This window comes from Roseateles oligotrophus, from assembly GCF_014204525.1.
GTDB classification, from domain to species: domain Bacteria; phylum Pseudomonadota; class Gammaproteobacteria; order Burkholderiales; family Burkholderiaceae_C; genus Paucibacter_A; species Paucibacter_A oligotrophus_A.
In genome coordinates, this window is the sequence record NZ_JACHLP010000001.1 from 89,032 (window position 1) to 101,937 (window position 12,906).

The following is a 12,906-nucleotide window of genomic DNA, read 5'->3' on the forward strand; positions in this document are numbered from 1 at the left end:
GCCAGCCCCTGATCTCAAGCCTGCAAAGCGGCCGACAGCTGCGTCAGCCGGTAGCCTGCGCCCCGCACGGTCTCAATCATGCGCGCGCATTGGACGCGCTCCAAGGCCTCACGCAAACGCTTGACGTGGACATCGACGGTGCGCTCTTCGATGAACACATGGTCGCCCCAGACGCGGTCCAGCAGCTGCGAGCGGCTGTGCACACGCTCGGGATGGGTCATGAAGAAATGCAGCAGGCGGAACTCGGTCGGACCCAGCTTGACCTCCGCACCCTCGCGGCTGACGCGGCGGGTGCCGGGGTCCAGGCTCAGGCCGGAGATTTCCACCAGCGAGTCCAGGGCCTCGGGCGCCTTGCGGCGCAGCACCGCACGGATGCGGGCCAGCAGCTCATTGGTCGAGAAAGGCTTGGTCAGATAGTCATCCGCACCGGCGTCCAGACCCGAGACCTTGTCGGTCTCCTCGGCTCTGGCGGTCAGCATGATGATGGGCAGCTCCTTGGTGCGCACGGCAGAACGCCATTGACGCGCCAGGGCCAGGCCCGACTGGCCGGGCAACATCCAGTCCAGCACCACCAGATCGGGCAGCACCCGGTCCACCTCGTACTGGGCCTGGTCCGCGCTGGAGGCCAGGGTCACTTCAAAACCTGCGTGGCGCAGATTGATGGAAATCAGTTCGGCAATCGCCGACTCGTCTTCCACCACAAGAATTCGGCTCATGTTCTTCCCTCGTTGCTAGGATTGGCGAGGCGACTCAGCGAACCATGGTCTCGACGGCCTCGGGCGTGTTGTGACGCACGTCCGTACCCTTGACCACATAGATGATGACTTCGGCCAGATTTTTGGCATGGTCGCCCACCCGCTCGATCGCCTTGGCCACGAAGACCATATCGATGGCCGAGGAGATGGTGCGCGGGTCTTCCATCATGTAGGTGATCAGCTTGCGCAGCAGGCCATCGAATTCCTTGTCGATCTGGTCGTCCTGCTTCAGCACTTCGACGGCACGATCCACGTCCAGGCGAGCAAAAGCGTCCAGGGCCTTGCGCAGCAAGGCCGTGGCCAGCTCGGCTTCAAAAGCGAGATCGGACATGGGCAGGCGCAGGCGGCTGGAGACGCCGGAGTTGATCAAGCGCTGCACGGTGCGGGCCACACGGGCGGCCTCGTCGCCGACGCGCTCCAGGTTCGCAATCGTCTTGGAGATGGCGATCAGCAGACGCAGATCGCGGGCGGTCGGCTGGCGACGGGCGATGATGCTGGAGAGATCGCGGTCGATCTCGACCTCCATGGCATTGACCTGCTCTTCTTGCTTGAGCACGGCACCGGCGATATCGCTGCTGAACGAAGTCAGGGCCAGCACGGCCTGGGCTACCTGGGACTCGACCAGGCCGCCCATCTCCAGCACGCGGGTGGAGATGCCGCTCAGTTCTGCGTCGAATTGGGTGGAGAGATGCTTGTCACTCATGGTGATTTCCTGAATCAATCGTGGGGCCCGTCATTCCGAGCCTCAGTCCATATCAATCAATCGCCGCAAGAAGCCAGATGGGCCTGCTTGCAGCGGTCGGCAAAGGAGCAGATCAGCCGAAGCGGCCGGTGATGTAGTCCTCGGTGTCCTTGCGCTTGGGCTTCATGAAGAGCTCGGCCGTGGGACCGAACTCGATCAGGTCGCCCAGATACATATAGGCCGTGTAGTCCGAGCAGCGCGCGGCCTGCTGCATATTGTGGGTCACGATGGCCACGGTGTAGTCGCTCTTCAGCTCGTGGATCAGCTCCTCGATCTTGCCGGTGGAGATGGGGTCCAGGGCCGAGCAGGGCTCGTCCAGCAAGAGGATCTCGGGTTTGATGGCGATGCCGCGCGCGATGCACAAGCGTTGCTGCTGGCCGCCCGACAGGCCGGAGCCGCTCTGGTTCAGCTTGTCCTTGACCTCGTTCCACAGCGCCGACTTCTTCAGCGCCCATTCCACGCGCTCATCCATCTCCACCCGCGGCAGGGTCTCGAACAGACGCACGCCGAAGGCGATATTGTCGTAAATGGACATGGGGAAAGGCGTGGGCTTCTGGAACACCATGCCAATCTTGGCGCGGATCAGCGAGACGTCGTCCTTGGAGGTCAGGATATTGCTGCCGTCCAGCAAGATCTCGCCTTCGGCACGCTGCTCGGGATAGAGCTCGAACATGCGGTTCAGCGTGCGCAACAAGGTGGACTTGCCGCAGCCCGAGGGGCCGATGAAGGCGGTGACCTTCTTCTCCGGAATGTCCAGATTGATGTTCTTCAGTGCGAGGAAATTGCCGTAATAGAAGTTCAGATTACGGACCGAGAGCTTGGCCCGCTCGGTGACAGGCATATCGACTTTGGCGTCCATGATGTTGGTTTCCGCTCAGTGCTTGTTCTTGAAGAGGACGCGCGCCAGGATGTTCAGCAGCAGCACGCCCATGGTGATGATGAAGACGCCCGCCCAGGCCAGCTTTTGCCAGTTTTCGTAGGGGCTCATGGCGAACTTGAAGATGGTGACCGGCAGGCTGGCCATGGGCTGGCTCATGTCCGAGGTCCAGAACTGGTTGGACAGGGCCGTGAACAGCAGCGGCGCGGTTTCACCCGAGATGCGGGCCAGGGCCAACAGGATGCCGGTCAGCACGCCGGCGCGGGCCGCCTTCAGGGTGACCGACAAGATAACCTTCCACTTGGGCGTACCCAAGGCATAGGCGGCCTCGCGCAAGGCATTCGGAATCAGGCTCAGCATATTCTCGGTCTGGCGTATCACGACCGGGATGACGATCAGGGCCAGGGCCAGGACGCCGGCAAAACCCGAGAAGCTCTGCATGCGCGCCACCACCAGGCCATAGATGAACAGGCCCACGACGATGGAGGGGGCGGACAGCAGGATGTCGTTAATGAAACGCACCACGCCGCCCAGCCAACTCTTCTGGCCATACTCGGCCAGATAAATGCCGGCCAGGATGCCGATGGGCGTGCCCAATAGCGTGGCCAGGCCCACCATCATGACGGAGCCGAAGATGGCATTAGCCAGGCCGCCGGTCTCGGCCAGCGGGGGGGGCGTCATTTCGCTGAAGGTCGCGAAGCTCAGGCCGCCCACACCCAGGCGCACGGTCTCAAACAAGATCCAGAACAACCAGACCAGGCCAAAAGCCATGGAGGCCAGGGCCAGCACCAGGGCAATCGCGTTGACGCGTTTGCGCTTGCGGTGCATGGCCAGGCGGCTGGCGCTCATGCCGCTGGAATTGGCGGTAACGGGGGTAGTCATGTGCGCGTCCCTTCATTCTTCTTCAAGCGCGACAGCAGGATCTTGGAGCAGGCCAGCACCACAAAGGTGATGAAGAACAGCACCAGGCCCAGATAGATCAGCGAAGCCTGGTGCAGGCCCTCGCCCGCTTCGGCAAACTCATTGGCCAAGGCCGAGGTGATGCTATTGGCCGCCTCGAACACCGACAGGGAATTGAGCTGGTTCATATTGCCGATGACAAAGGTCACGGCCATGGTCTCGCCCAGAGCGCGGCCCAGGCCCAGCATGATGCCGCCCATCACACCGGTCTTGGTGTAGGGCAGGACCACCCGCCACATCACTTCCCAGGTGGTCGCACCCAGGCCGTAGGCGGACTCCTTCAACATGGCGGGGGTGACCTCGAACACATCACGCATCACCGCGGCGATGAAGGGGATGATCATGATGGCCAGGATGATGCCGGCCGACAGAATGCCGATGCCAACCGGTGGGCCGGAGACCAGGGTGCTCAAGAAGGGCACGCCGCTCAGCGCGGATTGCAGGGGCTGTTGCACATAGGTCGCCAGGATGGGGCCGAACACCAGCAGACCCCACATGCCGTAGACGATGGAAGGCACGGCCGCCAGCAATTCGACCGCCACGCCCAACGGGCGCTTGAGCCAGGTGGGCGAGAGTTCGGTCAGGAACAAGGCAATGCCAAAGCTGACCGGCACGGCGATCAGCAAGGCGATGAAGGAGGTCATCAAGGTGCCGTAAATCATCACCAGACCACCGAACTTCTCCTGCACCGGATCCCATTCGCTGGTCCACAGGAAACTCAGGCCGAATTCACGGATGGCCGGCAGCGCCCCGATCACCAAGGAAATGATGATGCCCACCAACAGGGCCAGGGTCAGCCAGGCAGCGCCATGGGCCAAAAAGGAGAAAAGGGTGTCCGCCCAGGGGGCCAGCACCCGCCGCTGCGGCGGCTGGCTCTGCGGCTGCGTCTTTTTCAAGACCTCAGCGCCGGACTCAAAATTGTTGGCTGGGAGTATTGCGGCCACGTGGCCTCCGCATGCTTGCGCGTTGATGAAAATTTCAGCGTCGATTGACCGGGCAAAAGACGCAGCAAAATCCGGGTAAACCTTGGGGAGCCTACCCGGACCTTGTGACCTGAGAGCTCAGGCAGGGCTTATTTGTAGCTGATGGCCTTGCCGGAAGCGTCCTTCAGATTGTCGGCCCATTGCTTGCGAACCAGATCCTTGACCGAGGCTGGCAGGGGCACGTAGTCCAGGTCATCGGCCGTCTTGTCGCCGGCATTGAAGGCCCAGTCGAAGAACTTCAGCGTGTTGGCGGCGACGGCGGGCTTGTCTTGCTGCTTGTGCACCAAGATGAAGGTCGCGCCGGTGATGGGCCAGCTGTCCTTGCCGGCTTGCTCGGTCAGGACCTGGTAGAAGCTCTTGGCCCATTCAGCACCTGCGGCAGCCGCCTTGAAAGCGGCATCGCTTGGCGCGACATAGGCGCCCGACTGATTGCGCAGCAGCACATGGGCCATCTTGTTTTGCTTGGCGTAGGCATACTCCACATAGCCGATGGAGTTAGGCAGACGCTGCACATAGGAAGAAACGCCCTCATTGCCCTTGCCGCCGGCGCCGGTCGGCCAGTTCACCGAGGTGCTTTCACCGACCTTGGACTTCCACTCGGCATTGACCTTGGACAGATAGTTGGTGAACAAGAAGCTGGTGCCCGAACCATCGGCACGGCGGACCACGGCAATCGCGGCGTCGGGCAGAGGCACACCGGGGTTCAAAGCCGTCAGGGCGGGGTCATTCCACTTGGCGATCTTGCCCAGATAGATATCGCCCAGCACAGCGCCGGTCATGCGCACCTGACCCGGGGCGATGCCCTTGATATTGATCACCGGCACCACACCGCCGATGACGGTGGGGAACTGGATCATGCCGTCCTTGGCCAGTTCCTCATCCTTCAGGGGTGCGTCAGAAGCACCAAAGTCCACGGTCTTGGCCTTGATCTGGCGGATGCCTGCACCCGAGCCCACCGATTGATAGTTGATGCGAGCACCGCTGGCCTTGTTATAGGCATCGGCCCACTTGGCGTAGATGGGGGCAGGGAAAGACGCACCGGCACCGGTCACGTCCTGAGCTTGCGCAAAAGAAAACACAGCCATGGAGGCGGCGAGGACGAATCCAGTACGGACTTGAGTGAATTTCATGAGCTACCTATCACTGACGGGGGTTGGCAATGGACTGCATCCTATGTCTCGAATATGACATCCACGTGACATAAATAGGCAGGCGGGCGGCATGGAAACGTCATATTACCGGCAAGCAATCCGTCACATTCGATTCATTGAATCGTCATATCGGCTGCCTAAGCTCTGGAGCACACCAATCCCGGAGCTCTTCAGCATGTTGATGAAAACAACTACTCTTCTTCGCCGTCATCTGGGCCTGCTCGGCGCCAGCGCTCTTGTTCTGGGCCTGGCGGCCTGCGCAAGCACGCCCGCTCCCCTGCCCTTGAATGAAAGCCTGGCCCGTCTGCCCGAGCTGAGCACCTTCAACCGCCTCGTCGAAAAGGCCGGCCTGCAAGACAGTCTGCGTGCCGCCGGCCCGCTGACCGTGTTCGCCCCCAGCGACGATGCCTTCAAGGCGGTTCCCGCCAAGACCCTGGAAGCCCTGAGCCAGGATCCTGCGCAACTCAAGGCCGTGCTGAGCTATCACATCCTGCCCTTCAAGCTGGACGCAGCAGAAATCCAAAATGGCCATCTGAAGACGCTCAACGGCGCCAATTTGTCGGCCGCCCGCGCCGGCACTTTTGTGACCATCGAAGAGGCCGTCGTTCAAACCGCCGACCTAAAGGCCAGCAACGGCGTCGCCCACATCGTGGACCGCGTGCTGCTGCCGCCCAAGAAGTAAGGCGATACCCGCGGTTCGGGAGACAGGGGCGAAAGATCCCCAGCAAAAAGGCCACTGCGGCAATCGCAGTGGCCTTTTTCATGCGGCCAACTCAGGTGGCCGGAACACTGGCCGCGGGCCTTGCAGCCCGCCTCTTCACGCGCCGGCGTTCACCGCACGCACCAGGCGTTCGGCGCAGTGCCGGGCCAGGTCCGCGTCACTGGCTTCCACCATCACGCGCAGCAAAGGCTCGGTCCCCGAGGCACGGATCAAGACCCGTCCCCGCGAACCCAGCTCCGCCGTCACCTCGGCCTGCTCACGCGCCAGGCCGGCATTGCTCTTCCAGTCCTGACCGGCTTGCAGACGCACATTGATCATGGTCTGTGGAAACAGCGTCACGGCGGCCAACTGCTCCGCCAGGGACTTGCCGGAGCGGCACACCGATTGCAGGATCAGCAAGGCGCTGACGATGCCGTCACCGGTGGTGTGCTTGTCCAGGGCCAGCAAATGGCCGGAGCCTTCACCACCCAGCTCCCAACCGCGGGCGCTGAGCTCTTCCAGCACATAACGGTCACCCACCTTGGCACGGACAAAATCCACATCCAGGGCCTTGATGGCCAGCTCCACCGCCATATTGGTCATCAAGGTGCCGACGGCACCGGGCACGCGCAGGCCCTGACCCAGGCGGTTGGCCACCATGATGTAGAGCAGCTCGTCGCCGTTGTAGAGGCGGCCTTGCGCGTCCACCAGTTGCAGGCGGTCGGCATCGCCGTCCAAGGCCACGCCGTAGTGGGCGCCATGGTCTTTGACCGCCTTGACCAGGGCGGCCGGCGAGGTCGCCCCAAATCCGGCGTTGATATTGAAGCCATCGGGATTGCAGCCGATGGAGATGACCTCGGCCCCCAGCTCATGGAAGACATCGGGCGCCACGTGGTAGCCCGCGCCATGAGCCGCATCCACAACGATCTTCAAGCCCTTCAGGGTCAGGTCTGAACCGAAGCTGTTCTTGCAGAACTCGATGTAACGGCCACGCGCATCGGCCAGGCGCTTGGCGCGGCCGAGATTGGCGGAATCGATCCAGGTCGGCGGTTCTTCCAACGCGGCCTCGACGGCCAGTTCCCAGGCATCGGGCAACTTTTCGCCCTTGGCCGAGAAGAACTTGATGCCATTGTCCGCAAAAGGATTGTGCGAGGCGCTGATCACCACCCCCAGATCCTGGCGCAGGGCGCGGGTCAGATAAGCCACGCCAGGCGTGGGCAGCGGGCCGGTCAACAAGACATCAACCCCGGCGGAAGCAAAACCTGCCTCCAGCGCGGACTCGATCATATAGCCGGAAATTCGCGTGTCCTTGCCGATCAGGACCGTGGGGCGCTCGCTTTGCTTGCGCAAGACCTGGCCCACGGCATGGCCCAGACGCAACATGAAATCGGGGGTGATGGGCGACTGGCCCACGGTGCCACGGATCCCATCGGTTCCAAAATACTTACGGCTCATCGAGCACATCCTCCTGATTGAATCTGAATCATTGTCCGTCAGTTTTGTGCGGCATTCGCCGGCGGTGCCAAGCCATGGTGACAAGCGGTAAACACCTTGAGCGCATCGACCGTGGCGGCCACATCGTGTACACGCAGAATCTTGGCTCCCCGCTCCGCAGCCAGCAATGCCGCCGCCACGCTGGGGATCAGGCGCTCGTCGACCGCCCGCCCCGTTGCATCGCCCAAAGCGCGTTTGCGCGACCAGCCTACCAACAAGGGGCGCCCGAGATCAAGTAACTCCGTCTGCCGACGCAGCAACTCAAAATTCTGCGGCGTCGTCTTGGCAAAACCATAGCCGGGATCCAGGACGATGCGCTGCGGGGAAATTCCAGCCGAACTCAAGGTGGCCAAGCTTTGGGCGAGAAAGCCGCGCACCTCCTGCACCACATCCTCGTAGTCGCTCAGGCCTTGCATGGTGGCCGAGTCACCTCGCATATGCATGGCGCACAGGCCGGCGCGCCCATGCTCAAGCAGCGCCTGCAGGGCGCCCGGCAGGCGGAAGGCTTGAATATCATTGATGATGTCCACGCCCAGGGCCAGAGAACGCCGCATGATCTCGGGCTTGAAGCTGTCCACGGAAACCACGACGCCCAGCTTCAGCGCCTCCTGCAGCACCGGCCCCAGGCGCGTCCACTCATCTTCAACGCCGAGTGCTTTGGCACCTGGCCGGCTGGACTCTCCACCAATGTCCAGAATATCGGCCCCCTCAAGCACCAAGCGCTCGCAATGTGCCAAGGCCGCCCTCGTCTCGGCGAATTGGCCGCCGTCCGAAAAAGAGTCCGGCGTGACATTGACGATGCCCATCACCCGGGGTCGGCTGAGGTCAAGCTGAAAGCGGGTGGTCTGCCAGAACATGGACAAGGTCTCTAAAAGCGGGAATCAAGAAGCGCCGCATTCTCGCAGGCCGAGATGAAGCCTGAAGGTCGGGCAGGGGCGAGCAGGTACAAAGCATGAAAAAAGGCCAACCCCAGAGGATTGGCCTTTTGCCTTGATGCGGCAGGCGCATCAGGAGTCATGCAAGCAAAGACGAAGAATCAAGCCGCGGCAGGTGCGCCATCGGCGCTGACAGCCGGAGGCGTGCCATCGGACTTGCCGCCGCTCGGCGTCGTCCAGTCCTTGGGAGGACGAGGCGGCTTGCCGGACATGATGTCGTCGATCTGGTCGGAGTCTATGGTCTCGTATTCCAGCAAGGCCTTGGCCATGCTGTGCATCTTGTCCTGGTTCTCCTCGATCAGGCGGCGGGCGATGCCGTACTGCTCGTCGATGATGCGGCGTATCACCGAATCCACCTTGCGCATGGTCTCCTCGGACATGCTGGTCGTCTTGGTGACCGAGCGGCCCAGGAAGACCTCGCCTTCGTTTTCCGAATAGACCATGGGGCCCAACTCATCCGTCATGCCATAACGCATCACCATATCGCGGGCGATGGACGTGGCGCGCTCGAAGTCGTTGGAAGCACCGGTGGTCATCTGGTTCATGAAGACCTCTTCCGCAATCCGACCACCGAACAGCACCGAGATGGTCGAGAGCATGCGCTCCTTGTCCAGGCTGTAACGGTCGGTCTCCGGCAGTTGCATGGTCACGCCCAGGGCCCGGCCACGGGGAATCACGGTGACCTTGTGAACCGGATCGGTCTTGGGCATCAGACGTGCCACCAGCGCATGGCCAGCCTCGTGGTAGGCGGTGTTCTTGCGTTCTTCCTCGGGCATGATCATGGACTTGCGCTCGGGGCCCATCATGATCTTGTCCTTGGCCTTTTCGAAGTCGGCCATCTCGACCACGCGGCCGCTGCGGCGCGCGGCGAAGAGCGCGGCCTCATTGACCAGATTGGCCAGATCGGCACCCGAAAAGCCCGGCGTACCGCGTGCCAGGATGTCGGCACGGATGTCCTGGCCCACCGGCACCTTGCGCATATGCACATTGAGGATTTGCTCGCGGCCACGCACATCGGGCAGGGTCACATAGACCTGGCGGTCGAAACGGCCGGGACGCAGCAGGGCCGGGTCCAGGATGTCCGGGCGGTTGGTGGCCGCCATCACGATCACGCCGAGATTGGTCTCGAAGCCGTCCATCTCGACCAGCATCTGGTTCAGGGTCTGCTCGCGTTCGTCGTTACCGCCACCCAGGCCAGCACCACGGTGACGGCCGACCGCGTCGATTTCGTCCACAAAGATGATGCAGGGCGCGCTCTTCTTGGCTTGCTCAAACATATCGCGGACCCGGGCCGCGCCCACGCCAACGAACATTTCAACGAAGTCGGAACCCGAGATCGAGAAGAAAGGCACTTTGGCCTCGCCCGCAATGGCCTTGGCCAGCAGGGTCTTGCCGGTACCCGGAGGGCCCACCAGCAACACGCCACGCGGGATGCGGCCGCCCAGCTTCTGGAATTTTTGCGGATCCTTCAGGAAGTCGACCAGCTCCTTGACCTCTTCCTTGGCCTCGTCACAACCGGCCACATCGGCGAAGGTGGTGGAGTTATTGGCCTCGTCCAGCATGCGGGCCTTGGACTTGCCGAAGCTGAAGGCACCGCCCTTGCCGCCGCCCTGCATCTGGCGCATGAAGTAAACCCAAACGCCGATCAAGAGCAGCATGGGGCCCCAGCTAACCAGCATATTGACCAGGAAGGACGGCTCCTCGCGCGGCTTGACGTCGAACTTGACGCCATTGGCACGCAGATCACCGATCAGGCCACGGTCCAGATAGGTGGCCGTGATGCGCAGCTTCTTGCCGTCACTGGTTTCCGCCAGGATGTCGGTCCCCGACCCACCCTCTTGCAGAACCACGGACTTGATGCGGTGCGCCTGAACTTCATCCAGAAATTCAGAATACCCAAGCTGATTGCCTTGGCTTGCACCTCGATCGAACTGCTTGAAGACCGTGAACAGCACCAAGGCGATCACGATCCAAACAGCTACCTTCGAGAACCATTGATTGTTCACCGCGATTCCTTCATTCAATTCGGCCCGATTGCACAGAAACAAGCTTTGCAGCCTTGTGCAGGCCATATGGGGTCGATTCTATTGCAGTCAAGAGCCGGGCCCGATTTTGATGGGGCGCTGTACGACTGAACTCCGGGCTTTTTCACAGCTCAGGGCTTTTGCTGCGGCGCCTTCAAGCCAATACCGATCAAAAAAGTCTCGGAGGAGCGATCCCGCGAGGCCTTGGGCTTGATGGGCTTGACCTTTTTAAAGGTTTTCTTGAAGAGCTCAACCAATTGCGTGTAGCCGCTGCCGTGGAAGACCTTGGTCACCAAAGCACCCTCGGGCTTCAGATGGCGCTGGGCAAAATCAATCGCCAGCTCGACCAAACCCGCAATGCGCGCGGCATCCGAGCTTTCGATCCCTGACAGATTGGGGGCCATATCGGAAACCACAAGGTCGACCGAGCGCCCACCTAGAGCCGCCTCCAGGGCCTTCAACACCGACTCTTCCTGGAAGTCGCCCTGCAAGAACTGCACACCCTCGATGGGCTCGCAAGGCAGGATGTCCAGCCCGATGATGGTGCCATTCAGCTGACCGACGGCGGCACCACCAGTCCCGACATCCTTGGGCGCGAAGCAACGCCGCAGGTATTGACTCCAGGCACCCGGCGAAGCGCCGAGATCGACCACCACCTGGCCGGGACGGATGAGCTTGAGCTCCTCGTCAATCTCCTTGAGCTTGTAGGCGGCGCGGGCGCGGTAGCCGTCCTTTTGCGCCATCTTGACGTAGGGATCGTTGATGTGATCATGCAACCACGTCTTATTAAGTTTCTTGCTTTTTGTCTTGATCTTCATGTTGCACGGATAATACGCGTATGCCTGCGATTCAACTGACCCCTGCCCAGCGCAAGGAAAAACGTTCCGAAGCCCATCACCTCGCCCCCGTGGTGATGATTGGCGCGGATGGACTCACCCCCGCCGTGGTGAAAGAAACCGATGCCGCCCTGAACGCCCATGGCCTGATCAAGGTGCGCGTGTTCTCGGATGACCGTGCCGGACGCGAAAGCATCTTTGCCTCGCTATGCGGCGAACTGGATGCCGCACCGATACAGCACATCGGCAAGCTGCTGGTGATCTGGCGCCCCATGCCCGAGAAGGAAGCGGCCGAGCGAGACGAGAACGCCAAAGGCGGCCCTCGCATCGTCAAGATCGTGAAATTCTCCAAGAGCGGCAATCATCGCCCCCAGATGAAGAAGCTGCGCGTGCTCGGCAATGAGCGTGTCGCCCAGGGCGGTGAAATCAAGCGCGCCAAGCGCCGCATCACCAGCGTGAAGAAGCAAGCTCAGGACTGATAGCTGTCGGCAGGCCTGATCAAGACCTGCCCTCCTTCAGCATTTGCCCAGGCGCCAGGCCAGGGCCATTACCAACAAACCCTTCAAAGCGAAAAACAGCAAGGAAATGCTGTGCAAAGCCATGAAGGACCAAGCGCCCTGCCCCGCTTTTGCCGCCGCCATCATGGGCTGCAAGGCGTAATAACCCGCCACGGTGCAAAACAAGGCGGCCGCGGGCAGCAACACTTCCGCCGTGACGGCCGACCCAGCACCCTCACGCGCCCGCCGCCGCTCCATCAAGATCAGCAACACCGCCGCGAACAGGCTCAGCATGGCCTCGCGCTGAAACAGCTGCGCCACCACCAAACCCGCCATCGGCCGCTCCAGCACCGCAAACGCACTGGGTGCAGCCACCAGGCCCACGCACAAAAGCAGGCCGGCCCAAAGGGCTGCCAACAAGGCCTGGCTGCGTTTGAGCAATATCACGGCAGCTCAGACGTAACGAACCTCGACCACCTCGTAACGCTTGATGCCACCGGGTGCCATCACCTCGGCCACATCACCGGCCTCCTTGCCTATCAGCGCGCGCGCGATGGGCGAGCTGATGGAGATCAGGCCCAGTTTCAGATCGGCCTCGTCGTCACCGACGATTTGATAAGTCACTTCGGCGCCCGTGGCCTCTTCTTCCAGGTCCACGGTGGTGCCGAAGACGATGCGACCGCCGGCATCCACGGAGGCCGGGTCGATGATCTGGGCCGCGGCCAGCTTGCCCTCGATCTCGAGGATGCGGCCTTCGATAAAGCCCTGCTTGTCCTTGGCCGCTTCGTACTCGGCGTTTTCCGACAGATCGCCCTGGGCACGCGCCTCGGCGATGGCGTGGATCACGGCATGCCGCTCAACGCTCTTGAGTCGATGCAGTTCTTCTTTGAGCTTTTCAGCACCGCGTGTGGTCAGAGGAATGGTGGCCATAGTAGTAAACCTTGAAAGACAA

15 protein-coding genes are annotated in these 12,906 nt (G+C 61.7%); 3 read left to right on the top strand and 12 right to left on the bottom strand.

Translation table 11 applies throughout. The annotated features are described in order from the left end of the window. Nucleotides 1-14: 14 nt before the first annotated feature. The 6 genes from phoB to pstS all read right to left on the bottom strand — a co-directional run bounded on the left by phoB (nucleotide 15) and on the right by pstS (nucleotide 5,447). Nucleotides 15-716, bottom strand: coding sequence for a phosphate regulon transcriptional regulator PhoB (gene phoB, locus HNP55_RS00425; protein ID WP_184294922.1), 702 nt, complete (start codon nucleotides 714-716; stop codon nucleotides 15-17). A 34-nt stretch (nucleotides 717-750) separates the two neighbouring features. Beyond that, nucleotides 751-1,458: a phosphate signaling complex protein PhoU gene (gene phoU / locus HNP55_RS00430; protein WP_184294925.1), complete on the bottom strand. Its 708-nt coding sequence runs from the start codon at nucleotides 1,456-1,458 to the stop codon at nucleotides 751-753. A gap of 112 nt (nucleotides 1,459-1,570) precedes the next feature. Continuing rightward, nucleotides 1,571-2,356 carry a phosphate ABC transporter ATP-binding protein PstB gene (gene pstB, locus HNP55_RS00435; protein WP_184294928.1) on the bottom strand — a complete coding sequence of 262 codons (786 nt, stop codon included), beginning with the start codon at nucleotides 2,354-2,356 and terminating at the stop codon, nucleotides 1,571-1,573. A 15-nt stretch (nucleotides 2,357-2,371) separates the two neighbouring features. Beyond that, on the bottom strand, nucleotides 2,372-3,223 hold the full coding sequence (pstA, locus tag HNP55_RS00440; RefSeq protein ID WP_246448136.1) for a phosphate ABC transporter permease PstA: 852 nt from the start codon (nucleotides 3,221-3,223) through the stop codon (nucleotides 2,372-2,374). 29 nt (nucleotides 3,224-3,252) lie between these two features. After that, nucleotides 3,253-4,230, bottom strand: coding sequence for a phosphate ABC transporter permease PstC (gene pstC / locus HNP55_RS00445; RefSeq protein ID WP_184294931.1), 978 nt, complete (start codon nucleotides 4,228-4,230; stop codon nucleotides 3,253-3,255). A 176-nt stretch (nucleotides 4,231-4,406) separates the two neighbouring features. Beyond that, entirely contained in the window at nucleotides 4,407-5,447 is a 1,041-nt protein-coding gene (pstS, locus tag HNP55_RS00450; RefSeq protein WP_184294933.1) for a phosphate ABC transporter substrate-binding protein PstS, read from the bottom strand. A gap of 196 nt (nucleotides 5,448-5,643) precedes the next feature. Here pstS and HNP55_RS00455 point away from each other — a divergent pair, with 196 nt between their 5' ends. Continuing rightward, on the top strand, nucleotides 5,644-6,150 hold the full coding sequence (locus HNP55_RS00455; RefSeq protein WP_246448085.1) for a fasciclin domain-containing protein: 507 nt from the start codon (nucleotides 5,644-5,646) through the stop codon (nucleotides 6,148-6,150). A gap of 135 nt (nucleotides 6,151-6,285) precedes the next feature. On the opposite strand, the gene glmM is transcribed toward HNP55_RS00455, so the two are convergent. The 3 genes from glmM to ftsH all read right to left on the bottom strand — a co-directional run bounded on the left by glmM (nucleotide 6,286) and on the right by ftsH (nucleotide 10,564). Next, the gene (glmM, locus tag HNP55_RS00460; protein ID WP_184294936.1) at nucleotides 6,286-7,623 is read right to left on the bottom strand and encodes a phosphoglucosamine mutase; all 1,338 of its coding nucleotides are present in this window, start codon (nucleotides 7,621-7,623) and stop codon (nucleotides 6,286-6,288) included. 38 nt (nucleotides 7,624-7,661) lie between these two features. After that, entirely contained in the window at nucleotides 7,662-8,519 is an 858-nt protein-coding gene (gene folP / locus HNP55_RS00465; RefSeq protein ID WP_184294938.1) for a dihydropteroate synthase, read from the bottom strand. A 179-nt stretch (nucleotides 8,520-8,698) separates the two neighbouring features. Beyond that, nucleotides 8,699-10,564: an ATP-dependent zinc metalloprotease FtsH gene (ftsH, locus tag HNP55_RS00470; RefSeq protein ID WP_348648655.1), complete on the bottom strand. Its 1,866-nt coding sequence runs from the start codon at nucleotides 10,562-10,564 to the stop codon at nucleotides 8,699-8,701. Here ftsH and HNP55_RS24060 point away from each other — a divergent pair. Then, entirely contained in the window at nucleotides 10,460-10,732 is a 273-nt protein-coding gene (locus HNP55_RS24060; RefSeq protein WP_246448188.1) for a hypothetical protein, read from the top strand. The two genes, ftsH and HNP55_RS24060, sit on opposite strands and share 105 nt — an antisense overlap. A 20-nt stretch (nucleotides 10,733-10,752) precedes the next feature. Here HNP55_RS24060 and HNP55_RS00475 read toward each other — a convergent pair whose 3' ends face one another. Next, on the bottom strand, nucleotides 10,753-11,439 hold the full coding sequence (locus HNP55_RS00475) for an RlmE family RNA methyltransferase (protein WP_184294940.1): 687 nt from the start codon (nucleotides 11,437-11,439) through the stop codon (nucleotides 10,753-10,755). Between the two features lie 20 nt (nucleotides 11,440-11,459). On the opposite strand from HNP55_RS00475, the gene HNP55_RS00480 reads away from it, so the two are divergent. After that, complete coding sequence (locus HNP55_RS00480; protein WP_184294942.1) at nucleotides 11,460-11,936, top strand: YhbY family RNA-binding protein; 477 nt, start codon at nucleotides 11,460-11,462, stop codon at nucleotides 11,934-11,936. Nucleotides 11,937-11,972: 36 nt separating this feature from the next. Here HNP55_RS00480 and HNP55_RS00485 read toward each other — a convergent pair whose 3' ends face one another. Both HNP55_RS00485 and greA read right to left on the bottom strand, forming a co-directional pair. Further along, a complete protein-coding gene (locus HNP55_RS00485) occupies nucleotides 11,973-12,401 on the bottom strand; it encodes a DUF4149 domain-containing protein (protein WP_348648634.1) in 429 nt (142 codons plus the stop codon). Nucleotides 12,402-12,407: 6 nt separating this feature from the next. Further along, the gene (gene greA / locus HNP55_RS00490; protein ID WP_184294944.1) at nucleotides 12,408-12,884 is read right to left on the bottom strand and encodes a transcription elongation factor GreA; all 477 of its coding nucleotides are present in this window, start codon (nucleotides 12,882-12,884) and stop codon (nucleotides 12,408-12,410) included. Between the last annotated feature and the right edge of the window lie 22 nt (nucleotides 12,885-12,906).

Coding starts and splice junctions, on each gene's coding strand:
- pstA (WP_246448136.1), bottom strand. CDS start 3,223: ATGAGCGCCAGCCGCCTGGCCATGCACCGCAAGCGCAAACGCGTCAAC.
- folP (WP_184294938.1), bottom strand. CDS start 8,519: ATGTTCTGGCAGACCACCCGCTTTCAGCTTGACCTCAGCCGACCCCGG.
- greA (WP_184294944.1), bottom strand. CDS start 12,884: ATGGCCACCATTCCTCTGACCACACGCGGTGCTGAAAAGCTCAAAGAA.
- HNP55_RS00475 (WP_184294940.1), bottom strand. CDS start 11,439: ATGAAGATCAAGACAAAAAGCAAGAAACTTAATAAGACGTGGTTGCAT.
- phoU (WP_184294925.1), bottom strand. CDS start 1,458: ATGAGTGACAAGCATCTCTCCACCCAATTCGACGCAGAACTGAGCGGC.
- glmM (WP_184294936.1), bottom strand. CDS start 7,623: ATGAGCCGTAAGTATTTTGGAACCGATGGGATCCGTGGCACCGTGGGC.
- pstS (WP_184294933.1), bottom strand. CDS start 5,447: ATGAAATTCACTCAAGTCCGTACTGGATTCGTCCTCGCCGCCTCCATG.
- HNP55_RS00455 (WP_246448085.1), top strand. CDS start 5,644: ATGTTGATGAAAACAACTACTCTTCTTCGCCGTCATCTGGGCCTGCTC.
- phoB (WP_184294922.1), bottom strand. CDS start 716: ATGAGCCGAATTCTTGTGGTGGAAGACGAGTCGGCGATTGCCGAACTG.
- pstB (WP_184294928.1), bottom strand. CDS start 2,356: ATGGACGCCAAAGTCGATATGCCTGTCACCGAGCGGGCCAAGCTCTCG.
- HNP55_RS00480 (WP_184294942.1), top strand. CDS start 11,460: ATGCCTGCGATTCAACTGACCCCTGCCCAGCGCAAGGAAAAACGTTCC.